The following is a 19,575-nucleotide window of genomic DNA, read 5'->3' as shown; positions in this document are numbered from 1 at the left end:
GACCCAGCGGGAGCAAGCTCCCTCGCCACAGAGGCTGGCTGCTCCAGGCCGAAATGCGATCCCCTGTGGGAGCGAGCTTGCTCGCGAAGGCAGCACCGCCGACCTTCAGTCAACGACTCAATCGAGCATCAACACCTTCGCCAGGATGATCTTCGGCCCTTTCATCTTCTTGATGATGATCCGCAGGCCTTCGACTTCCAGCACTTCTTCCTCTTCCGGCACGCGCTTGAGGGTTTCATAGACCAAGCCGGCCAGGGTTTCGGCTTCGATGTGGTCCAGGTCGATCCCCAGCAGGCGCTCGACCTTGAACAGTGGTGTGTCGCCGCGTACCAGCAGCTTGCCCGGCTGGTAGGCCAGGATGCCGCGTTCGGCCTTGCGGTGTTCGTCCTGGATGTCGCCCACCAGCACTTCCAGCACGTCTTCCATGGTCAGGTAGCCGATGATGTTGCCGTCGGCTTCCTCGACCAAGGCGAAGTGCGAGCCGCCCTTGCGGAACTGCTCCAGCAACTGCGACAGCGGCATGTGCCGCGACACCCGCTCCAGCGGCCGGGTCAGTTCGGCCAGGTTGAACGACTCGGGAATGTGATCCAGGGCCGCCAGTTCCAGCAGCAGGTCCTTGATGTGCAGCAGGCCGACGAACTCCTGGCGCTCGCTGTCGTACACCGGATAACGGCTGAACTTGTGGCGACGGAACATCGCCAGGATTTCCTTGAGCGGCGCGTTGAATTCCAGTGTCACCAGGTCTTCCCGGGAGTTGGCCCAGTCCACCACCTCCAGCTCGCCCATCTCCACGGCCGAGGCCAGCACGCGCATGCCCTGGTCGCTCGGGTCCTGGCCACGGCTGGAGTGCAGGATCAGTTTCAGTTCTTCGCGGCTGTAATGGTGTTCGTGATGGGGCCCGGGCTCGCCTTGGCCGGCGATGCGCAAGATGGCGTTGGCGCTGGCGTTGAGCAGGTAGATCGCCGGGTACATGGCCCAATAGAACAGGTACAGCGGCACGGCGGTCCACAGCGACAGCAGCTCGGGTTTGCGGATAGCCCAGGATTTGGGCGCCAGTTCACCGACCACGATGTGCAGGTACGAAATGATGAAGAACGCGGTGAAGAACGACACGCCCTTGATCACTTCCGGCGACTGTACGCCAACTGCGCCCAGCAACGGCTCGAGGATGTGGGCGAACGCCGGCTCGCCGACCCAGCCCAGTCCCAGGGACGCCAGGGTGATACCCAGTTGGCACGCAGACAGGTAAGCGTCGAGCTGGCTGTGGACGGTGCGCAGGATGTGCCCGCGCCAGCCGTTCTGCTCGGCAATGGCTTCGACCCGGGTCGAGCGCAGCTTGACCATGGCGAATTCGGCCGCAACGAAAAAACCGTTGAGCAAAACCAGGATCAGAGCGAAAAGAATCATGCCGAATTCGGCGAAGAGCGTAACGAGGGACAAGCCAGGGGAAGGGTCCATGATGGGGTTTTGCGGGTTCCGAATAGTCGTAGGAATTGGAAATGGGCGCCCGAAAAGGCAGGCGCAAGCCCGTCAATGTAGCGGCTGACTCGGCGATTGCCTAGGGGGCGTGCTCAATCAGCGGGGCGGGCGAGGCGTGCGCGAACCACCTGGGCCGGGGCGAAATGGCAGGTAAAGGTGCTGCCATGGCCGGGTACGCTGCTGATTTCCATGCGGGCACGATGGCGCAGCAGGACGTGTTTGACGATGGCCAGGCCCAGCCCGGTGCCCCCCGTGTTGGAGTTGCGGCTGGAGTCGACGCGGTAGAAGCGTTCGGTCAGGCGCGGCAGGTGCTTGCTGTCGATACCGATGCCCGAATCGCGCACGCTCAGGTGCGCGCCTTGCTCATCGCCCCACCAGCGCACATGGATCCGACCTTGCTCCGGTGTGTACTTGACCGCGTTGAACACCAGGTTGGAAAACGCACTGCGCAGTTCCGCCTCGCTGCCTTTGAGCTGCACGGCCGGGTCGGCTTCCAGGGTAATGGTCTGCTGCTTGGGGCCGGACAGTTCCTGCGCATCTTCGGCAATGGTTTGCAGCAGGTCGTCGATGGGCACTGGCTGGTTGTCCGACGGGTAGTCGGTGGCTTCCAGCTTCGCCAGCAGCAACAAGTCGTTGAGCAGGGTCTGCATGCGCCCGCTTTGCTGGTGCATCTGCTGCAAGGCCCGGGTCCAGCGCGGGTTCACCTCCTCGACGTTGTCGAGCAGGGTTTCCAGGTAACCGCAGATCACCGTCAACGGCGTGCGCAGTTCGTGGGAAACGTTGGCGATGAAATCCTTGCGCATCTGTTCCAGCTGATGGATCCGCGTGACATCGCGCACCAGCATCAAGTGCTCGTTGTTGCCGTAGCGGGTGATATACAACTGGATGCGCAACCGATCGTTGGTGGGCGAAGGGATTTCCAGCGGTTCGGCGTAGTTGGCTTGCTCGAAATATTCCTTGAAGCGCGGATGACGCACCAGGTTGGTCACCGGCTGGCCGCTGTCCTGGGGCGTCTTGAGGCCCAACAGGGTCTCGGCGGCGCGGTTCCACCACTCCAGGTTGCCGTCGCTGTCGAGCATGATCACCGCGTCTTTCAGCGCGGCGGTGGACTCCTGGACCCGGTCGATCACCGCCTGCAGGCGTCCGCGAACGCGCTGGTCGCGCCGTTGCAGGTGGTAGATGCTGTCGAACACCTCACCCCACAGGCCATAGCCGTCGGGCGGGGCTTCGTCGGGTTGGTGCAGGCGCAGCCATTCATGCAGGCGCAGCAATTGCTTGAGGGTCCAGGCCAGGTAAAGCCCCAGCCCGGCGGCCAGGCTCCAGCCGTAATAACCGCTGATCAGGCCGATCAGCAAACAACCGGTCACCAGCAACAACATGTGGCGAATCAGGGTGCCATGCCAGTTTTGATTCACGTGACGCGCGTCCTTGTCAGCTTGTCGGGCGGTAAGGGCTCGGATCAGGCCTTGGTCGAAAAACGATAACCGGTGCCGCGCACGGTTTGTACCAGATTTTCATAAGCATCGCCGAGGGCCTTGCGCAAGCGCCGGATGTGCACGTCCACGGTGCGTTCCTCGACGTAGACGTTGCCGCCCCAGACCTGGTCCAACAATTGGCCGCGGGTGTAGGCGCGTTCCTGGTGAGTCATGAAGAATTGCAGCAGGCGGTATTCGGTCGGCCCCATCTCGGCGGGTTTGCCGTCGATGGTCACGCGGTGGCTGATCGGGTCGAGCAGCAGGCCACCGACTTCAATCGGTGCTTCGCCATCGGTCGGCCCGGCGCGGCGCAGCACGGCTTTCAGGCGCGCCACCAGTTCCCGTGGGGAAAATGGCTTGGTGATGTAGTCGTCGGCGCCGACTTCCAGGCCCTGGATCTTGTTGTCCTCTTCGCCCTTGGCGGTGAGCATGATGATCGGGATATCCCCGGTCAGCTCGTCGCGCTTGAGGCGTCGCGCCAGTTCGATGCCTGACGTGCCGGGAAGCATCCAGTCCAGCAGGATCAGGTCGGGCTTGCGGTCGACGATGATGGCGTGGGCCTGTTGAGAGTTTTCTGCTTCCATGCAGTCATAGCCGGCCATCTCCAACGCAACGGCGATCATCTCGCGGATGGGTGCCTCGTCGTCGACGATCAGAATGCTCCTGCCAACCATGGGGTAATCCTCTTGTCATTTAACTGTCTTGCGCCGCATTAGATAACGGAATTATTGCAGTCGTGTGACAGTTATTTCCCGACCCGGCAGCAAGGGGGATCCTGGACTAAGCTTTTCAGTCCGAATCCTGACAACCACAAAAGAAGGTTTCCATGACTTACTTCACCCAATCCATCAAGGTTCTGGCGGTCACAGCTGCACTGGCGCTGCCGACCTGGGCGTTCGCGGCTGAACCGGCGATGGAAAAAGACGGCATGTTCACCGATCACAAAGGCATGACGCTGTACACATTTGACAAGGACAAGGATGGCAAGTCTGCGTGTAATGGCGAATGCGCGGTCAAGTGGCCGCCGCTTAAGGCTGAAAGTACCGCCACTCCTTCGGGAGAATGGACCGTTATCACCCGTGACGATGGAGCTTCGCAATGGGCCTATGATGGCGATCCGCTGTACACCTATGCCGACGACGAGAAGGCGGGCGACAAGAAAGGTGATGGGAAAGGCGGCGTTTGGCATATCGCCAAGCCCGACTGACCACCCCGAAACGCTTTTGTGGCGAGGGAGCTTGCTCCCGCTGGGCTGCGAAGCAGCCCCAAAATCTTGCGGTCGCTGCGCAACCGAGCGGGAGCAAGCTCCCTCGCCACAAAGCCTTTCATGACCCAAGGTTCAGTGTTGGACCGGCGGTCTCAGCGCAACGCGTAATCCAGCACAATCCCCACGAAAATCGCCAATCCGGCCCAGTGGTTGTGCAGGAACGCCTGGAAGCAACGCATCCGGTCCCTGCCACGGGTGTACCAGAATTCCCAGGCGAAGCATGCGGCAGCGGCCACCAGCCCCAGGTGGAACCAGCCGCCCAGCTGGAATTTCGATCCGGCCAGCAGCAGGCAAGCCAAGGCCAGGCCTTGCAGCGTCAGGATGATCACCCGATCGGCATCGCCAAACAGGATCGCCGTGGACTTCACGCCGATGCGCAGGTCATCGTCCCGGTCGGTCATGGCGTAGTAGGTGTCGTAGCCCACCGTCCACAGCAGGTTGGCGATGTACAGCAACCACGCGGCCGCCGGCAGATGCCCGGTTTCGGCAGTGAACGCCATCGGCATGCCCCAGGAGAACGCCGCGCCCAGCACCACTTGCGGGTAGTAGGTATAGCGCTTCATGAACGGGTAGCTGAACGCCAGCGCCAGGCCCCCGAGGGACAACAGGATGGTCGGTGCATTGGTGCACAGCACCAGCAGGAAGCTCACGCTCATCAGCACGGCGAAGAACACCAGCGCTTCTTTCGAACTGATCTTGCCGCTCACCAGCGGGCGCTGCTCGGTGCGTTTGACGTGGCCGTCGACCTTGCGGTCGGCCCAGTCATTGATCACACAGCCGCCGGCGCGGGTCAGCACCACGCCGAGGACGAAAATCACCACGTTGGCGATGGACGGCGAGCCTTCACCGGCAATCCACAACGCCCACAGCGTCGGCCACAGCAGCAGGTAGATGCCGATGGGCTTGTCCATACGGGTCAGTTGCACGAAGTCCCACGCCCGTGGATTCAGGCGATTCAAGGATTTGAGCAGTTGCATGTACATCAGAAATTCTCCGAATAGGCGCGGGCGACGGTCCACAAGCGTGGCAGGAAGATTTCCGCCACCAGCACGCTCAACGCACCGCGATCGAAACGTGAACGGCGACCCCACAGCCCGCTGGCGCGGACGTCTTCCGGCAACCCGGCCTCGGGGTAATGGCAAACCTCGATGGCCCGGCGCTGGAACGCCTGGTCGCAAAACAGCAATTCGCCCAGGGAGCGGCTGCCCAGTTCGTCCATCTGCAACCCGTCACCCTGCAAGGCGCTGCGCGCCGCCACACTGCGGGCGAACACCCAAGGCTGGTCGCGGCCGCGCAGATACACTTCGCGTACCCAGCCCTCGCTGTCCTCGGCCAGGTCCAGGGCGGCACATTCGTCGGCGCGTAACGGCTGCCAGCCTTCGAACAGCGGCGTCACGCTGAAATGGCCGTCCGACAGGCGCGTGAGGCGCCGGGTCAGGGAGCCTTCGTCGAACAGCCAATCGAGCACACCCGCATCGGGGCGGGGCGACAGCAGGTGCTGGGGCAGCCATTGGAGTGTAGGAAATATCGAATTTGTATGCGGCACAGAGGTCTTGAATGGCAGCAAATGAGGCCGCGAGCTTACCATGTCGGTCGCGGGTTTTGACGGGCCCGGCCGGCTGCACAGCTGATCATGCTTGCATCTGTCGCAACCGATCAGTACAAAACGGCCCTGAGCCGGAAAATACCGGCCAAGGCCTGACATCTTGAGGAAGTATTGGAATGAAGAAGTGGCAATGTATCGTCTGCGGCCTGATCTACAACGAAGCTGACGGCTGGCCTGACGATGGCATCGCGCCCGGCACCCGCTGGGAGGATGTACCGGCAGACTGGCTGTGCCCGGACTGCGGCGTCGGCAAAATGGATTTCGAAATGATCGAAATCAACTGATCGTTTCATCAAATGGAGAGCAACATGAGCGCACCTGTCGTCATCGTCGGTACAGGCCTGGCCGGTTATAACCTGGCCCGGGAGTTTCGCAAGCTCGACAGCGAAACCCCGTTGCTGCTGATCACTGCGGACGACGGTCGCTCGTATTCCAAGCCGATGCTCTCCACAGGCTTTGGCAAGAACAAAGACGCCGACGGCCTGAGCATGGCCGAGCCGGGGGCCATGGCCGAGCAACTCAAGGCCGAAGTGCGCACCCATACCCGCATCAGCGGCATCGATCCGGGCCACAAACGGCTGTGGATCGGCGAAGAGGCGGTGAACTACCGCGACCTGGTCCTGGCCTGGGGCGCCGAAACCGTGCGCGTGCCGGTACAGGGCGATGGCGCGGACCTGATCTTCCCCATCAACGACCTGGAAGACTACGCACGCTTCAGGGCCGCGGCGGCCGGCAAGCGTCGGGTGTTGTTGCTGGGTGCCGGCCTGATTGGCTGCGAGTTCGCCAACGACCTGAGCCTGGGTGGCTACGAAGTACAACTGGTGGCGCCGTGCGAGCAAGTCATGCCGACGCTGCTGCACCCGGCCGCCGCGGCAGCGGTCCAGGCCGGGCTGGAAAGCCTCGGTGCGCGCTTCCACCTGGGCCCTGTGCTCAACCGCTTGCAGAAGGTCGCCGACGGTCTGGAGGCGCATCTCTCCGACGGCCAGGTGATCGCCTGCGACCTGGTGGTCTCGGCCATCGGCCTGCGTCCCCGCATCGACCTGGCTGCCGCGGCCGGCCTGGTGGTCAACCGCGGCGTCGTGGTCGACCGTCACCTGAAGACCTCTCACGCCAATATCTACGCCCTGGGCGACTGCGCCGAGGTCGACGGCTTGAACCTGCTGTATGTCATGCCGCTGATGAGCTGCGCCCGGGCCCTGGCCCAAACCCTGGCCGGCAACCCGACTGCCGTCAGCTACGGCCCCATGCCGATTACCGTAAAAACCCCGGTGTGCCCCTTGGTGGTGTCGCCGCCACCGCGAGGCCGCGAGGGCGTGTGGAGCGTCGAGGGGCAGGGGGCGGACATCAAGGCGCTGTGCCGCGACGCTCAAGGCAACCTGTTGGGTTATGCCCTGACAGGCACGGCGGTGATGGAGAAACTGGCGCTGAACAAGGAGCTTCCAGCCCTGCTGGCGTAAATACTGGTCGTTCTGTCGCAAAAACCCTACTTTTGGTCCCACAAAGGTCGCCCGGACACTGGCGCCGTTTTCGGCACCGTGCCATCCTCACTTCCGTCTGCCGCAGAGTAGAGCCTGCGGCGCCTTAGGGGCTGTTCCAAAGAGAGCAGCACGGACATAACAACAAAAAAACCGTCAAAGGGGCTTCATTCATGCGTAAACCAGAACTCGCCGCCGCTATCGCGGAAAAAGCAGACCTCACCAAAGAACAAGCCAACCGCGTCCTCAACGCCGTCCTGGAAGAAATCACCGGCGCCCTGCACCGCAAGGACAGCGTTACCCTGGTGGGCTTCGGCACTTTCCTGCAACGCCACCGCGGCGCCCGCACTGGCAAAAACCCACAGACCGGTGAGCCGGTGAAGATCAAGGCCAGCAACACCGTTGCCTTCAAACCAGGCAAGTCCTTGAAAGAAAGCGTCAACCCATAATCGCTACGAGTACCTCGGCCGGGGGGAAGAAAGCGGCAATCAAAAGGGCATATCGATGAGTCGGTATGCCCTTTTTTGTGCGGGGTTGCTGGCTGTAGCCAGGCATCCAATGTGGGAGCGAGCTTGCTCGCGATAGCGGTGAGTCAGCTTGCTTCAATGGTGTCGGTACTGTCGTCATCGCGAGCAAGCTCGCTCCCACGTAGGAACGGCGTCAAGCCTGATGGCATGCATAACGACGAACAAGTGTGGGAGCGAGCTTGCTCGCGATGACGTCCGCCTAGTCAGCGGAAGTCTTCGGCTGCGCCAATACCTTCAAGGCCGCCTTGCGCGCTTCGATCGGCAATTCGCCCAGCTTTTCCACCGCAGCATAAAAGGCAACCCAATCACCGCCCTCGCGGCTGAATAGCGCCGCAAACGCCGGCACCCACTGGTCATACAGCCCGAACGGCAATAGTCGCGCATTGTTCAGTGGCGCGTAGACCCAGGTGTCATAGCGTTTGTCGCCCGCCCACTGGGTGTCGCGCATTTGCACATAGTTGGCACGCAGGCGCTCGAACTCCTCAGCTTTGCGTTGGCGCATCTGTTCGGCTGTCAGGGGCTGGGCGTAGAGGGTTTCCAGGCGCTGACGGGTGTCGAGGATCAGTTGGATGAATTGGTCGCGCTGGCGCACCTGCTTGCCGTTATCCGGCGCCAACCCACGACTGGCACGCCATTGCCGGGTGCCTTCCTGTTCAACGAAGGTGGCGAAGGACTCATTGAATTCGGTGTCGTCCTTTACATAAAACCGCTGGTGCGCCAGTTCATGAAAGATCAGCGTCGCCAGGCGTTCGTCGCCCCAGTGCATCATCGAGCTCAGGATCGGATCGTTGAACCAGCCCAGCGTCGAATAGGCCTCCACACCGCCAATTGCCACGTCCATGCCCTGCAAGCGCTGCAACGCGGCCTCGCCACGGGCGGCGCCCTGGCTGTAATAACCGCGATAAGCCACGCAACCGGCAATGGGGAAACAATGATTCTGCGGCGCCAGGGAAAATTCTGGCGTGGCAAAGACATTCCAGACGACGAATGGCCGGCCTATATCCGCATACAGGCGATAGCTTCGATTGTCCGGTAAATGCAGGTGATCGCTGGCAAACGTCCGTGCCTCGCGCGCCTGGGCCAGGTGCGCCTTGAGTTGGGGATCGCGAGCGGGGTCGGCGATGACTTGGTCGATAGGCTCTCGGGCTTGCAACAACCGCAGCTGTCCGCCGACGAGCTGGCTGTAGTAACCGACGCTACTGCAACCGTTCAGTAACAAAAGCAGGAGGCCTGGAAACAAAATCTGGAAAACACGGTCGAGTAACCGATGGCTTGAACGCGGCCTGATCAATTGGAATCACCCTGGGAAGTCTGCCCACAGACTATCTCGCTTGCCTGGAGCTTCGCTATGCGCGTGTTGATGCTGACGAGTGGCCTGTTGCTGCTGACCGGTTGCGCCGGTTTGCCTGATCCTGATCCCTCCCAGGCGTGGATCGACCTGGGGAACCAGCAGGACACCGCGCTACAAGCGCTGGAAGTCGATGACAAGATGTCCATTGACCGGCGTTATTTCGAAGTGCAACCCGGCAGCCATGAGCTGACGGTGCGTTATCAATTTGCCGTCGAGCCCGGCAACATCGGCCCGGATGCCGAGCCGCTGTGGCGCGATTGCCGGTTGAACCTGAAATTCAAGGACTTCAACGCCGGCCAACGTTACCAGCTGCAGGCCGGCAGCATTGGTTTCCGACCGTGGGCCAAGCTGTACGATCAGCAGCGCAAAGTGGTGGGGCAAGGTACGCCGGCGGGCTGCCAACAAACGTGATTGGCGCTATGCTCAGTGTCCGGTTTTAAGGAAACTCACGATGCGCTTATCCTTGCTGTTACTGGCCCTGGTCTCCATGAGCGGTTGTGCAACGAGCCCGCTGCCCCAGGTCGACCCGAACATGGCGTGGGTTGATTTCGCGACCCCCATGCCGGGCGGAAAAATGCTGATGGCTGAAAGCCTGGACGGCCAGCGATTGCGAGACGGACGGATCTTTCAGGTTTCGCCGGGCAGCCACGAATTGAAAGTGCGCTTCGACTTCGAAGTGTTCAGTGGCGGTGGCCTGGGCATGCAAGCCGAACCGCAAGAACGGCTGTGCTACATGCTCGTGCGTTACGACCATTTCGAGGCCGGCCAACGCTATCGGCTGGAGGCTCGCAACCTGGCATTCACACCCAGCGCCCGGCTCTATGATGCCAAGCGTCAAATCGTGGCCGAAGAGCGACAAGTCAACTGTGTTCCGTAGGACGCCCTAGCGGTCGTTCTTCTGGTAAATGATTTTCTTCGTGCCGTTTTCGCAAGTGCCCACCACCATGTTCTGGTCGTGGACTTCGTCATTCGTGACGATTTCCAGCGTGTAGGACGATACGTTATTGGCCTGGATCTTCGCTTCGATTTCCGCTTTCAGCTCTTCACAGGATTTGGGGGCGGCAAGGGCTGATGTCGCGAATGCGCAGCCGATGACCACCAGGGCTGATCGTTTCATGTTCGAATTCCTCATGGCAGCGCGCACTGCCTGTGCGCTGAAACTGCGGCTTCATTCGACCATAATTGCGCCAGGGTAAACAGCTCGACCGCATTCAAAAAACGCAGCCTTCGCCAACGCTGCAAAGGCTGCGATCCTTGCATGCGTCAGCTCACCAGCGTCGCATCCAGGGTGATGTTGGCGTTCAGCACCTTGGAAACCGGACACCCTTCCTTGGCCTTCTTGCTCAGCTCATCGAATTGCGCCTGGCTGGCACCGGGGATTTTCGCCTTGAGCACCAGCTTGACCGCCGTGATCGCAAAACCGCCCTCGACCTGGTCCAGGGTCACTTCGGCGTTGGTGTCGATGCTGTCGGCCTTGAGCCCGGCATCGCCGAGGATCATCGAAAAGGCCATGGAAAAGCAGCCAGCATGGGCCGCGCCGATCAACTCCTCGGGGTTGGTCCCTTTGCCGCCTTCGAATCGTGCCTTGAAGCCATACGGCGCTTCGCGCAACACACCGGTTTCCGTGGAGATGGAGCCGATACCGGTTTTCAGGTCACCTTCCCAATGAGCCGATGCTTTCTTGATGATAGCCATGTCTGCCTCCTGAAGAGTCGGCGCGAAAGCCGCGCCTGGGTGTTTTTTAGCTGTCTGGGTTGTGAGGATAGACCGCCTGTAAAAGTTCACCCTGTCGATTAGCCGACGAATTTAGTAGGAAATTTCGTCGCTGCTATTGAAACTCGGGTATATGCCCACATTGCATGGAACACACCTATAGAAACGGCAGGCTTTTGCCCGTAGGAAAAGCCCGGAACGCCGTTGGAGATCCCGGCCCATGAAACAGCTGTCCGACGTGAAATTCTCAACCCTCGACCTGGTGCCTGTCCGCGCCGATGGCAATGCCGCCCAGTCCTTGCGCAACTCGCTGGATCTGGCGCAGCACGTGGAAAAGTACGGCTATACCCGCTTCTGGGTGGCCGAACACCACAACATGGACGGTATCGCCAGTTCGGCGACGGCAGTGCTGCTGGGCTATCTGGCGGGGGGCACTTCGACCATTCGCGTCGGCTCCGGGGGCGTCATGCTGCCCAATCATGCGCCGTTGATCATTGCCGAGCAGTTCGGCACGCTGGAGAGCCTCTACCCGGGTCGAATCGATTTGGGCCTGGGACGTGCGCCAGGATCCGACCAGATGACCGCGCGGGCGCTGCGTCGCGAGCGTTCCGGCAGTGCGGACGATTTCCCCGAGGACGTGGCCGAGCTGATGCGCTATCTCGGCCCGCGCACCCCGGATCAACGCATCATCGCCATGCCCGGCACCGGGACCAACGTGCCGGTATGGCTGCTGGGTTCGAGCCTGTTCAGTGCGCAATTGGCCGGTGAGCGCGGTTTGCCCTACGCATTCGCCTCCCATTTCGCACCACGCTTCATGCACGAGGCGATTCGCATCTACCGTAACCACTTCAAACCGTCAGCGGTGCTCGACAAGCCTTATGTGATGCTCGGCGTGCCGCTGGTCGCGGCGGATACCGATGAACAGGCCGACTACTTGGCGACGTCGGTGTATCAGCGGATCCTGGCGCTGATGCGTGGCCAGAGCCTGGTGCAGCGTCCGCCGGTGGAAACCATGAACGGTCTCTGGCTGCCCCATGAGAAAGAGGCGGTTGGCGATTTCCTGGGCCTGGCCATGGTCGGCAGTCCGCAGAAGATTCGCGCCAAGCTGCAGGTATTGATCGAGCAAACCCAGGCCGATGAGCTGATTTTCACCAGTGACCTGTACGAACACGCCGATCGCTTGCACTCCTACGAGTTGCTGGCGCAGGTCATGAAAGGCTGAATGACGCCCATGAAAAAGCCGACGCGATGCGTCGGCTTTGATGTTCGAAAAGAATCATTTTTTATAGATGATTTCTTTCGCACCGCCCTCACATTTGCCGACGACTTTTCCGTCAGTCGCTGTGCCTTTATCGACGATTTCCAGCGAATAACCTGACACGCCCTTGGCGTCCAGCTTCGCTGCGATCTCGCTTTTCAGCTCTTCGCAGGGCTTACCGGCCGCAAACGCACCACCGGCAAGGCTCAGCAAACCCAGGGCCACCATCAACTTTTTCATCGCTCGCACTCCTTGGTCGGATCAAATAGGGCAGGTATTGGAAAAACGTCATGCGCAGACCATAGCGCATCGCCACTCCCTATGGCACTCCGCCAGCGTGCAAGTTCAAAAGAACCTCAGCTATTGGCTATCCGGAACCCGACTTTGATGGTCACTTGAAAGTGCGCGGCCCGGCCATTTTCGATGTGGCCGCGGGTTTCCGTGACTTCGAACCATTCCAGATGCTTGAGGCTTTTGCTGGCCTCGGCCAAGGCATTGTTGATGGCGTCTTCAATGCTGGTGGGAGACGAGCCGACCAGCTCGACTTTTTTGTAAGTGTGGTGATCACTCATGGGGATTCTCCTTGGTTGTGTTTAACAGCCTAGCAGCGATTTTTCGCCTTACGTGTGTCGTCGTTCGCGCGCTGAAGTTCAGATTTACTGCACTTTCAGAAACGACTGGAGTCCCAATTCACACACGCCACTCAACCACTGCAGGAGAGAGCCACCATGGCCAGCAATTCGTTACGCAAAGCCTCGTTGCAAAGCATGGAAGCGGAGATCGAGAGTCTGCTCAAGTCGTTGGAAAGCCTGAAGGACGACGCCTCTGACGAGTCGCGTAAGACCCTCAAGTCGCTCAAGGCCAATGCCGAGAGCGCGCTGAAACATTCTCGTCATCTGCTCAGCGATGCCTATGAAGAGGTCAAGGTGAAAACCCGTGAAACCGGGATCGCCACACGCGACTACGCGCAGGAACACCCATGGACCACGGCCGGTGTCGCAGTCGGTGCACTGGGTCTGCTGGCTGCTTACCTGCTGTGCAAGCGCGGTGACTGAGTCGGTTGGCTCAGCTCATGCCTGAGCCACTGGGCCAATTGCCGAGCGCGCCCGTCTGCGGCGCGCTTGGGCAGCCACAACGCCAGTCGCGCCGCGGTTTCATCGAAGCCCCATGGCGCGACCAGGCGACCGGCGCGTACGTCCTCGGCCACCAGCGGCTCGGGCGCGATCGCCACGCCTAACCCCGCGACGGCGGCCTCCAGCAAATAATACAAATGCTCGAATCCTTGCCCGAACTTCAGGGCCTGGGGTTCCAGGGCGTTTTGTCGTGCCCAGGTCGGCCAGGCCTGGGGGCGGGACGTGGTGTGCAGCAACGGCTCGTCCAGCAGCGCGTTGGCCGGTGCGGCTTGCAAGCGGGCGAATCCGGCGTAGTGGGGGCTCATCACGGGGCCGATCCGCTCGCTCGCCAGTTCGTACACCTGCATATCGGCCGGCCACGGCGGCTCGGCGAAGACCAGCAAGGCGTCCAGCCCCGGTCGCCTGGGGTCCAGGTCGCCTTCGCCGGCGGACAGGTGCAGGCGTAAATCCGGCAGGTCGGCGTTGAGCCTGCCCAGGCGGGGAATGAACCAGCGCGCCAGCAGGCTTCCCGAGCAGCCCAGGACAAACGGGGCATCTGCCGTACTTTGCATCAGCTCCGCGCAAACGCCGCGCAACCGCTCGAACGCATCGGCGCTGACGTCCCGCAGGCGCATGCCTGCATCTGTGAGTTTAAGGCCGCGCCCGTCCTTGATGAACAAGCTGACGCCCAAATGCTCTTCCAGCACCTTCAGCTGTCGACTCACGGCCCCATGGGTGACATGCAGCTGTTCGGCCGCCTGGCTTACGCTATTCAGGCGGGCGGTAGCCTCGAAGGCGCGCAAGGCGTTGAGCGGGGGAAGATCATGGCTCATTTTATCTGTGAGTTTTCCTGACAGGTTGTGGCGATCTTATCGGTTTTCACTGGGGGATGTCAGGGGTAGAGTGAACCTCATAGTCTTTCAACGCATTTGCCTGGAGCGCCCGATGACCCAGCCTACGACCCCTTTCAACCTGCGCAGCGGCCCCGACGCCAACGGCCTGTTCGGTGCATTCGGCGGCCGCTATGTGGCCGAGACCCTGATGCCGCTGATCCTTGATCTGGCCCGTGAATACGAAGTGGCGAAGGAAGATCCGGCCTTCATTGAGGAATTGGCCTACTTCCAGCGCGACTACGTCGGTCGCCCAAGCCCGCTCTACTTCGCCGAGCGCCTGACCGAATACTGCGGCGGCGCCAAGATCTATCTCAAGCGTGAAGAGCTGAACCACACCGGCGCGCACAAGATCAACAACTGCATCGGCCAGATCCTGCTGGCGCGGCGCATGGGCAAAAAACGCATCATCGCCGAGACCGGCGCCGGCATGCACGGCGTGGCCACCGCCACCGTGGCCGCGCGTTTCGGTCTGGATTGCGTGATCTACATGGGCACCACCGACATCGAGCGTCAGCAGGCCAACGTGTTCCGCATGAAGCTGCTGGGTGCCGAAGTGATCCCGGTGGTCGCCGGTACCGGCACGCTGAAGGACGCCATGAACGAGGCCCTGCGCGACTGGGTCACCAACGTCGACAGCACGTTCTACCTGATCGGCACTGTGGCAGGCCCGCATCCGTATCCGGCCATGGTGCGCGACTTCCAGGCCGTGATCGGCAAGGAAACCCGCGATCAACTGCAAGCCCAGGAAGGTCGCCTGCCGGATAGCCTGGTGGCGTGCATCGGCGGTGGCTCCAACGCCATGGGCCTGTTCCACCCGTTCCTGGACGACAAGAGTGTCGAGATCATCGGCGTCGAAGCCGCCGGTTATGGCATCGAGACCGGCAAGCACGCGGCGAGCCTGAACGGCGGCGTTCCGGGTGTACTGCACGGCAACCGCACCTTCCTGTTGCAGGACGACGACGGCCAGATCATCGATGCCCATTCGATTTCCGCAGGTCTCGACTACCCCGGTATCGGCCCTGAACATGCCTGGTTGCACGACATTGGTCGCGTCCAGTACACCTCGGTGACCGACGCCGAAGCCCTGGAAGCCTTTCACAAATGCTGTCGCCTGGAAGGGATCATTCCTGCACTGGAAAGCGCCCACGCCCTGGCGGAAGTGTTCAAACGCGCACCCAACTTGCCGAAAGATCACCTGATGGTGGTCAACCTGTCCGGCCGTGGCGACAAAGACATGCAAACCGTGATGCACCACATGGAACAGTCCCAGCAGGAGAAACACTGATGAGCCGCCTGCAAACCCGTTTTGCCGAACTCAAGGAACAGAACCGCGCCGCCCTGGTCACTTTCGTCACGGCCGGCGACCCGAACTACGACACGTCGCTGGCGATTCTCAAGGGGCTGCCGGCGGCCGGTGCCGACGTGATCGAGTTGGGCATGCCGTTCACCGACCCGATGGCCGACGGCCCGGCGATCCAGTTAGCGAATATTCGTGCCTTGGGCGCCCAGCAGAACCTGGCGAAAACCCTGCAGATGGTTCGCGAGTTCCGTCAGGACAATACCGAGACGCCGCTGGTGCTGATGGGCTACTTCAACCCGATCCACCGTTATGGCGTGCAACGTTTCATTGACGAAGCGCTGGATTGCGGTGTCGATGGCCTGATCGTTGTGGACATGCCGCCCGAGCACAACAGCGAACTGTGCGAACCGGCCCAGGCGGCTGGCTTGGACTTCATCCGCCTGACGACGCCGACCACCGACGATGTGCGCTTGCCGACGGTGCTTAACGGCAGTTCGGGGTTTGTGTACTACGTGTCGGTGGCGGGCGTGACCGGGGCCGGTGCCGCGACGCTGGAGCATGTGGAAGAGGCCGTGGCGCGTCTGCGTCGCCATACCGATCTGCCCATCAGCATTGGTTTCGGTATCCGTACGCCGGAGCAGGCTGCCGCCATCGCACGATTGGCTGATGGGGTGGTGGTGGGCTCGGCGCTGATCGACCATATCGCCAGCGCCGAAACATCGGAACAGGCAATTGATGGGGTGTTGAGCTTGTGTGCCGCCCTGGCCGATGGTGTGCGCAAGGCGCGTCTCAGCTGATTTGATTCAGCTGGCAGCCACGAAAAAAGGGTTCAGAACGGGGTTCTGAACCCTTTTTTTATTCCACCTGGAGCAGTCTTGGCGCTGCTCTTTGCAGGGTCAAGGCAGCTCCAACCCGCCCCCGGCCTTGTGCAGCTTGCGCAAATGCTCGCCAATCTCTTTCACATTGGCCTCGCTCGCCGCAATTTCAGCCGCGCGGCTCGGTTCGAGCAATGCCCGGACTTCCTTGTCCAGATCGCCTGTCAGCGTTTGCAGTTGTTTTTGGCGGACACTGCTTTCCGATTCCAAGCGTTGCCATTCGCTGGGTTGCGGCAAGCCGTAGCCGCTGCTGCCCAACAGTTCGGCCGGACGGCTCAGGAAACCGCTGTTGGCGAGGATCTGCTGCAGCGTCGCATTGGCCCTTTCCATACCGCCGTTCTGCAATTCACGGGCGCCGAGGTAGCGCTGTTTGACTTCATCCTGCGCCAACAACAATTGCCGGCGATAACTGGCCTGCTCCAGCAGCAACAACGCCGCGCTGGTGCGCAGATCGGCCTGTTCGAACCAGACCCGGCGTTCGGCGGCGTCCAGAGCCAGCCAGTCTTCCACCGTTTGTTGCTTGATCGGCAGATACTTCTTCAGCACATCGAACATCGCCTGGTACCGCTCGCGGAATGAGTCGAAGCGGTAGCCCAGCCGCAAGGCTTCCTTGGGATCATCCAGCACGCTGGTATCCGCCAGGCCCCGGCCCTTGAGTACCTCCAGCAGGCCGTTGGGCATGATGCTGTCCAGGCCCTTGAGTTGCTCGTTATTGCTGCCGCTGCGCAACAGTTTCAAGCTCTCCACGGCGCAGTTATTGGACAGGAAGTAATAGTTGCCGTCGTAGCTCCAGTGCATTTCGGCGGCGTGCTCGACCGTTTCCTCGATCTCGGTGCGTGACAGGTTCAGCGGCACCGATGCCAGGCTGCGCAGCTCGGTCTTGGTGTATTCGTCGATCACCTGGGCCAACGGCAATACGAACAGGCGCGACGGGTATTTGCCGACCAGCCCGTCCCAGCTCGACAACTGCACATCGCCCACGAAGGCGCGGTATGACAGCACCAGGTGTTGGTCCAGATCCAGTCGGCAGTCCGGGCCACGTGGACGGCCCGGTGCGCAGATCACCAGCCGGAGCATGCTGTGGCCCCAGCGGCTCACCCAGTTCTGATTGGCCTCGGCCAGCAGGTAATCGATGGCATAGACCCGTTCCGGATCGACCTTGCCCAGCGGTGTCTTGGCGAAATCGTTTCCGGCGTTGAGGAAGGCGAACGATTGGGCGCAGGTGTCCTTGGCGGCGGGGGCCCAACCGAAGTGTTCCTGGTAATAGCGATACAGAGCGGGGCGTCGGCAGGCATAGCTGGAGTCCAGGAGGAAGTACTCCATGTTGACCGCGACGAACTCCTTGGGGCTGCTCGTTTCATAGAGATCCGGGCTGCGGGCGACCTGGCGGTTGTGCTGTTCCCGTTCACCGCGACGGCCGACGTATTGTGGCCAGCCGGCGAGGTCCAACAAGCGAGGATCATCGCTGAGGGTGAAACGGCGGTCGTTCTGGCCCCGGCATTCATCGGGAAGACCGATCAACCCGGCGCTGCTGTTGCGTCGAGTGCAACGCTGGATCAGTGCACGTTCGGCCTCTGGCCATAGACGCGAGCGATCATAGATGTGGGTCAGTTCGTGCAGGACCGTGGCGAGCATTTCCCGGCGCACGGTGCCGTGGGGGCGATGGGTCTTTTGCGTCGCGGCGCTGCCGTCGACAAGGCTGTCGAGCAGGTTGCTATTGAGGTCCAGTTGCGACACCAGCGAGGCCTGGCCGTAGGCATTGGCCGGCATCTGGTCGGTCCAGCCGACATCGATGCGCCGGTCCAGCCGCTCGATGAAGCGCGGCGGCAGGGCCTGCATGGCTTCATCGAGCAGTGCCTGGCTGGCCTGCTGTTGCGCCGGGCTCAGGCCTTCGACGTTGAGGTGCAATTGCAGGCCGGCCTGGGCCATGCTGCCCGTGAGCAGCAAGACCCCGGCCGCCAGCCAGGCGGCGAACCGCCTCACAATGCGAGGATGGCTTCGGCGAGAACCTGGTCACTGGCGTCGCGGGCTTCCGGCACGCGGGTGCGCAAGGTGTCGAAGGCGGCCTCGAGATGAGCGCCACGAATTTCACCATTGCTGGCGACAAAACTGGCCGCATCGTCATGGGCTTCGCGGACGATTTTCGAATCACGGATGGACGTGGTGGTGTCGGAAGTGAAATCGATCGTGCGCTGGGAAGCGCGAACGATGATGTTACTGGTGGCTACCAGGGTATGTGCCTGGGCCACATCGGCCAACACCAGCAGGCCTAAGGCGGCAGCAATCAGCGGGCTACGCATGGAACGACTCCGGAAAAATGAGGATAACTATTGGACGAGAATTGCCTGTGCCAGTTCAAGGTCGCTGACGTGAAGTTTTGGCTGGGCCCGGCGCAGGTAATCCAGGGCCGATTCCAGTTGTGCTCCTCGCAGTTGCCCGTCGCTGGCGACGAATGCCGCAGCGTCATCGTGAGCGGCGACGATCAGTTTATGGTCGAAGGGCGCGGAGGTCACCATGCTCGTGGCATAGCCGCTGACCACCACTTGCTGGGTGGACACATCGAAGGCATGGGCCGGAGCAGACCAGCAAAAAACGATGAAGAAAGACGCGATGAACAGATCTGAGTAGAAACGCATGGGACTCGACGGTTGATGGCGAGTTTGAAGGCTAGCGCAAACCTGCGGGCCAGAGCCAGCGCTGAAACATCGGAACACCATTTGGCGCCCGATGTTTCATGTTGCGTCAGATCACCAGGATGGCCTGGGCCAATTGCGCATCGGTGGCGTTGAGCTGTGGTGCCTGCTGGCGGATGTAATCCAGGGCGCTTTCCAGTTTCACACCACGGATGGCGCCTTCGCTGGCGACGAAGCTGGCGGCGTCATCACGGGCGGCTTGAACGATCTTGTTGTCACGCAGGGATGAGGTTGCATCGGAGGTCACGTCGGAGGTGGCCTTGAGTGCTCCGACGATGGAGTCGGTGGTGACGATGAAGCTGCTGGCGTTGGAGTGGGCGGCTACGGCCAGCAGGGCAACTGCGCTGAGCAGGCGAAGACGGATCATGATGAAACTCCTTGAATGATGGGTGATGCAGGTGCGTGTAGCTGGAAGAGGAGACGCATGCTCGACTCGCTTCGCCACGTTCGCCTCGATATTAGGACAGGAACGCGTTGGCTGACAGCCCTTGCGGTGCTCATTGACTGCATGGGGTCGACGTACTGTACTGGTATGTTTTATATCTTGTTTA

25 protein-coding genes are annotated in these 19,575 nt (G+C 61.3%); 10 read left to right on the top strand and 15 right to left on the bottom strand.

Annotation, left to right across the window (positions count from 1 at the left end):
- Window positions 1-117 precede the first annotated feature (117 nt).
- The 3 genes from J4E53_RS23710 to phoB form a co-directional block, all read right to left on the bottom strand.
- Window positions 118-1,458, bottom strand: a complete 1,341-nt coding sequence (locus J4E53_RS23710) for a hemolysin family protein (protein WP_014335895.1) — start codon at window positions 1,456-1,458, stop codon at window positions 118-120.
- A 113-nt stretch (window positions 1,459-1,571) separates the two neighbouring features.
- Window positions 1,572-2,858, bottom strand: a complete 1,287-nt coding sequence (gene phoR, locus J4E53_RS23705; RefSeq protein WP_219734551.1) for a phosphate regulon sensor histidine kinase PhoR — start codon at window positions 2,856-2,858, stop codon at window positions 1,572-1,574.
- 80 nt (window positions 2,859-2,938) lie between these two features.
- Window positions 2,939-3,628 carry a phosphate regulon transcriptional regulator PhoB gene (gene phoB, locus J4E53_RS23700; RefSeq protein WP_003177195.1) on the bottom strand — a complete coding sequence of 230 codons (690 nt, stop codon included), beginning with the start codon at window positions 3,626-3,628 and terminating at the stop codon, window positions 2,939-2,941.
- 152 nt (window positions 3,629-3,780) lie between these two features.
- Here phoB and J4E53_RS23695 point away from each other — a divergent pair, with 152 nt between their 5' ends.
- Window positions 3,781-4,161, top strand: a complete 381-nt coding sequence (locus tag J4E53_RS23695; protein ID WP_060739805.1) for a hypothetical protein — start codon at window positions 3,781-3,783, stop codon at window positions 4,159-4,161.
- Between the two features lie 152 nt (window positions 4,162-4,313).
- Here the strand turns inward: J4E53_RS23695 and ubiA are convergent, their stop codons facing one another.
- A complete protein-coding gene (ubiA, locus tag J4E53_RS23690) occupies window positions 4,314-5,204 on the bottom strand; it encodes a 4-hydroxybenzoate octaprenyltransferase (protein WP_103310243.1) in 891 nt (296 codons plus the stop codon).
- Window positions 5,204-5,767, bottom strand: a complete 564-nt coding sequence (locus tag J4E53_RS23685; RefSeq protein WP_103310249.1) for a chorismate lyase — start codon at window positions 5,765-5,767, stop codon at window positions 5,204-5,206. Before J4E53_RS23685 ends, ubiA begins: the two co-directional genes overlap by 1 nt.
- A 176-nt stretch (window positions 5,768-5,943) precedes the next feature.
- Here J4E53_RS23685 and J4E53_RS23680 point away from each other — a divergent pair, with 176 nt between their 5' ends.
- The 3 genes from J4E53_RS23680 to J4E53_RS23670 all read left to right on the top strand — a co-directional run bounded on the left by J4E53_RS23680 (window position 5,944) and on the right by J4E53_RS23670 (window position 7,751).
- The gene (locus J4E53_RS23680) at window positions 5,944-6,111 is read left to right on the top strand and encodes a rubredoxin (protein ID WP_003177199.1); all 168 of its coding nucleotides are present in this window, start codon (window positions 5,944-5,946) and stop codon (window positions 6,109-6,111) included.
- Between the two features lie 24 nt (window positions 6,112-6,135).
- On the top strand, window positions 6,136-7,284 hold the full coding sequence (locus J4E53_RS23675; protein WP_103310245.1) for an NAD(P)/FAD-dependent oxidoreductase: 1,149 nt from the start codon (window positions 6,136-6,138) through the stop codon (window positions 7,282-7,284).
- Window positions 7,285-7,475: 191 nt separating this feature from the next.
- Window positions 7,476-7,751: an HU family DNA-binding protein gene (locus J4E53_RS23670; RefSeq protein ID WP_060739802.1), complete on the top strand. Its 276-nt coding sequence runs from the start codon at window positions 7,476-7,478 to the stop codon at window positions 7,749-7,751.
- A 277-nt stretch (window positions 7,752-8,028) separates the two neighbouring features.
- On the opposite strand, the gene J4E53_RS23665 is transcribed toward J4E53_RS23670, so the two are convergent.
- On the bottom strand, window positions 8,029-9,120 hold the full coding sequence (locus J4E53_RS23665) for an aminopeptidase (RefSeq protein WP_103310246.1): 1,092 nt from the start codon (window positions 9,118-9,120) through the stop codon (window positions 8,029-8,031).
- A 57-nt stretch (window positions 9,121-9,177) separates the two neighbouring features.
- On the opposite strand from J4E53_RS23665, the gene J4E53_RS23660 reads away from it, so the two are divergent.
- Both J4E53_RS23660 and J4E53_RS23655 read left to right on the top strand, forming a co-directional pair.
- Window positions 9,178-9,591 (top strand): hypothetical protein, encoded by a 414-nt coding sequence (locus tag J4E53_RS23660; RefSeq protein WP_060739800.1) that lies wholly within the window; start codon window positions 9,178-9,180, stop codon window positions 9,589-9,591.
- A gap of 40 nt (window positions 9,592-9,631) precedes the next feature.
- Window positions 9,632-10,057, top strand: a complete 426-nt coding sequence (locus tag J4E53_RS23655) for a hypothetical protein (protein ID WP_060739799.1) — start codon at window positions 9,632-9,634, stop codon at window positions 10,055-10,057.
- A 6-nt stretch (window positions 10,058-10,063) separates the two neighbouring features.
- Here the strand turns inward: J4E53_RS23655 and J4E53_RS23650 are convergent, their stop codons facing one another.
- Complete coding sequence (locus J4E53_RS23650; protein ID WP_060739798.1) at window positions 10,064-10,297, bottom strand: DUF1161 domain-containing protein; 234 nt, start codon at window positions 10,295-10,297, stop codon at window positions 10,064-10,066.
- A 146-nt stretch (window positions 10,298-10,443) separates the two neighbouring features.
- Window positions 10,444-10,875 carry an OsmC family protein gene (locus tag J4E53_RS23645; protein ID WP_060739797.1) on the bottom strand — a complete coding sequence of 144 codons (432 nt, stop codon included), beginning with the start codon at window positions 10,873-10,875 and terminating at the stop codon, window positions 10,444-10,446.
- 238 nt (window positions 10,876-11,113) lie between these two features.
- Between J4E53_RS23645 and J4E53_RS23640 the strand changes: the two genes are divergently transcribed.
- On the top strand, window positions 11,114-12,115 hold the full coding sequence (locus J4E53_RS23640; RefSeq protein WP_060739796.1) for an LLM class flavin-dependent oxidoreductase: 1,002 nt from the start codon (window positions 11,114-11,116) through the stop codon (window positions 12,113-12,115).
- Between the two features lie 54 nt (window positions 12,116-12,169).
- Here J4E53_RS23640 and J4E53_RS23635 read toward each other — a convergent pair whose 3' ends face one another.
- Both J4E53_RS23635 and J4E53_RS23630 read right to left on the bottom strand, forming a co-directional pair.
- Window positions 12,170-12,391, bottom strand: coding sequence for a DUF1161 domain-containing protein (locus J4E53_RS23635; protein ID WP_060739795.1), 222 nt, complete (start codon window positions 12,389-12,391; stop codon window positions 12,170-12,172).
- 116 nt (window positions 12,392-12,507) lie between these two features.
- On the bottom strand, window positions 12,508-12,723 hold the full coding sequence (locus tag J4E53_RS23630; protein WP_003177209.1) for a dodecin: 216 nt from the start codon (window positions 12,721-12,723) through the stop codon (window positions 12,508-12,510).
- Between the two features lie 156 nt (window positions 12,724-12,879).
- Between J4E53_RS23630 and J4E53_RS23625 the strand changes: the two genes are divergently transcribed.
- Window positions 12,880-13,206, top strand: coding sequence for a YqjD family protein (locus J4E53_RS23625; protein WP_025211165.1), 327 nt, complete (start codon window positions 12,880-12,882; stop codon window positions 13,204-13,206).
- Here the strand turns inward: J4E53_RS23625 and J4E53_RS23620 are convergent.
- Window positions 13,179-14,096 (bottom strand): LysR family transcriptional regulator, encoded by a 918-nt coding sequence (locus J4E53_RS23620; protein ID WP_060739794.1) that lies wholly within the window; start codon window positions 14,094-14,096, stop codon window positions 13,179-13,181. The two genes, J4E53_RS23625 and J4E53_RS23620, sit on opposite strands and share 28 nt — an antisense overlap.
- Window positions 14,097-14,208: 112 nt before the next feature.
- Here J4E53_RS23620 and trpB point away from each other — a divergent pair, with 112 nt between their 5' ends.
- Together trpB and trpA are read left to right on the top strand one after the other, a co-directional pair.
- On the top strand, window positions 14,209-15,441 hold the full coding sequence (gene trpB / locus J4E53_RS23615) for a tryptophan synthase subunit beta (RefSeq protein ID WP_053127073.1): 1,233 nt from the start codon (window positions 14,209-14,211) through the stop codon (window positions 15,439-15,441).
- On the top strand, window positions 15,441-16,253 hold the full coding sequence (gene trpA, locus J4E53_RS23610; RefSeq protein ID WP_060739793.1) for a tryptophan synthase subunit alpha: 813 nt from the start codon (window positions 15,441-15,443) through the stop codon (window positions 16,251-16,253). The genes trpB and trpA overlap by 1 nt, the downstream gene beginning before the upstream one ends.
- A gap of 99 nt (window positions 16,254-16,352) precedes the next feature.
- On the opposite strand, the gene J4E53_RS23605 is transcribed toward trpA, so the two are convergent.
- The 4 genes from J4E53_RS23605 to J4E53_RS23590 all read right to left on the bottom strand — a co-directional run bounded on the left by J4E53_RS23605 (window position 16,353) and on the right by J4E53_RS23590 (window position 19,391).
- Entirely contained in the window at window positions 16,353-18,314 is a 1,962-nt protein-coding gene (locus J4E53_RS23605) for a DUF4105 domain-containing protein (RefSeq protein WP_103310248.1), read from the bottom strand.
- Complete coding sequence (locus J4E53_RS23600) at window positions 18,311-18,631, bottom strand: DUF2388 domain-containing protein (RefSeq protein ID WP_003187020.1); 321 nt, start codon at window positions 18,629-18,631, stop codon at window positions 18,311-18,313. Before J4E53_RS23600 ends, J4E53_RS23605 begins: the two co-directional genes overlap by 4 nt.
- A 27-nt stretch (window positions 18,632-18,658) precedes the next feature.
- The gene (locus J4E53_RS23595) at window positions 18,659-18,967 is read right to left on the bottom strand and encodes a DUF2388 domain-containing protein (RefSeq protein WP_060739791.1); all 309 of its coding nucleotides are present in this window, start codon (window positions 18,965-18,967) and stop codon (window positions 18,659-18,661) included.
- Window positions 18,968-19,073: 106 nt separating this feature from the next.
- On the bottom strand, window positions 19,074-19,391 hold the full coding sequence (locus J4E53_RS23590; RefSeq protein ID WP_003196441.1) for a DUF2388 domain-containing protein: 318 nt from the start codon (window positions 19,389-19,391) through the stop codon (window positions 19,074-19,076).
- Window positions 19,392-19,575: the final 184 nt, after the last annotated feature.

Origin of the sequence: Pseudomonas sp. FW305-28, from assembly GCF_017351395.1 — a bacterium.
Lineage (GTDB): Bacteria > Pseudomonadota > Gammaproteobacteria > Pseudomonadales > Pseudomonadaceae > Aquipseudomonas > Aquipseudomonas fluorescens_AA.
Note: the sequence above shows the minus strand (reverse complement) of the source record. Positions and strands in the feature narration are given on the sequence as shown.

Bases quoted from the DNA above. Each gene is read 5' to 3' on its own strand.
- J4E53_RS23710 (WP_014335895.1), bottom strand. From the start codon at position 1,458: ATGGACCCTTCCCCTGGCTTGTCCCTCGTTACGCTCTTCGCCGAATTC.
- phoR (WP_219734551.1), bottom strand. From the start codon at position 2,858: ATGTTGTTGCTGGTGACCGGTTGTTTGCTGATCGGCCTGATCAGCGGT.
- phoB (WP_003177195.1), bottom strand. From the start codon at position 3,628: ATGGTTGGCAGGAGCATTCTGATCGTCGACGACGAGGCACCCATCCGC.
- J4E53_RS23695 (WP_060739805.1), top strand. From the start codon at position 3,781: ATGACTTACTTCACCCAATCCATCAAGGTTCTGGCGGTCACAGCTGCA.
- ubiA (WP_103310243.1), bottom strand. From the start codon at position 5,204: ATGTACATGCAACTGCTCAAATCCTTGAATCGCCTGAATCCACGGGCG.
- J4E53_RS23680 (WP_003177199.1), top strand. From the start codon at position 5,944: ATGAAGAAGTGGCAATGTATCGTCTGCGGCCTGATCTACAACGAAGCT.
- J4E53_RS23675 (WP_103310245.1), top strand. From the start codon at position 6,136: ATGAGCGCACCTGTCGTCATCGTCGGTACAGGCCTGGCCGGTTATAAC.
- J4E53_RS23670 (WP_060739802.1), top strand. From the start codon at position 7,476: ATGCGTAAACCAGAACTCGCCGCCGCTATCGCGGAAAAAGCAGACCTC.
- J4E53_RS23660 (WP_060739800.1), top strand. From the start codon at position 9,178: ATGCGCGTGTTGATGCTGACGAGTGGCCTGTTGCTGCTGACCGGTTGC.
- J4E53_RS23655 (WP_060739799.1), top strand. From the start codon at position 9,632: ATGCGCTTATCCTTGCTGTTACTGGCCCTGGTCTCCATGAGCGGTTGT.
- J4E53_RS23650 (WP_060739798.1), bottom strand. From the start codon at position 10,297: ATGAAACGATCAGCCCTGGTGGTCATCGGCTGCGCATTCGCGACATCA.
- J4E53_RS23645 (WP_060739797.1), bottom strand. From the start codon at position 10,875: ATGGCTATCATCAAGAAAGCATCGGCTCATTGGGAAGGTGACCTGAAA.
- J4E53_RS23640 (WP_060739796.1), top strand. From the start codon at position 11,114: ATGAAACAGCTGTCCGACGTGAAATTCTCAACCCTCGACCTGGTGCCT.
- J4E53_RS23635 (WP_060739795.1), bottom strand. From the start codon at position 12,391: ATGAAAAAGTTGATGGTGGCCCTGGGTTTGCTGAGCCTTGCCGGTGGT.
- J4E53_RS23630 (WP_003177209.1), bottom strand. From the start codon at position 12,723: ATGAGTGATCACCACACTTACAAAAAAGTCGAGCTGGTCGGCTCGTCT.
- J4E53_RS23625 (WP_025211165.1), top strand. From the start codon at position 12,880: ATGGCCAGCAATTCGTTACGCAAAGCCTCGTTGCAAAGCATGGAAGCG.
- J4E53_RS23620 (WP_060739794.1), bottom strand. From the start codon at position 14,096: ATGAGCCATGATCTTCCCCCGCTCAACGCCTTGCGCGCCTTCGAGGCT.
- trpB (WP_053127073.1), top strand. From the start codon at position 14,209: ATGACCCAGCCTACGACCCCTTTCAACCTGCGCAGCGGCCCCGACGCC.
- trpA (WP_060739793.1), top strand. From the start codon at position 15,441: ATGAGCCGCCTGCAAACCCGTTTTGCCGAACTCAAGGAACAGAACCGC.
- J4E53_RS23600 (WP_003187020.1), bottom strand. From the start codon at position 18,631: ATGCGTAGCCCGCTGATTGCTGCCGCCTTAGGCCTGCTGGTGTTGGCC.
- J4E53_RS23595 (WP_060739791.1), bottom strand. From the start codon at position 18,967: ATGCGTTTCTACTCAGATCTGTTCATCGCGTCTTTCTTCATCGTTTTT.
- J4E53_RS23590 (WP_003196441.1), bottom strand. From the start codon at position 19,391: ATGATCCGTCTTCGCCTGCTCAGCGCAGTTGCCCTGCTGGCCGTAGCC.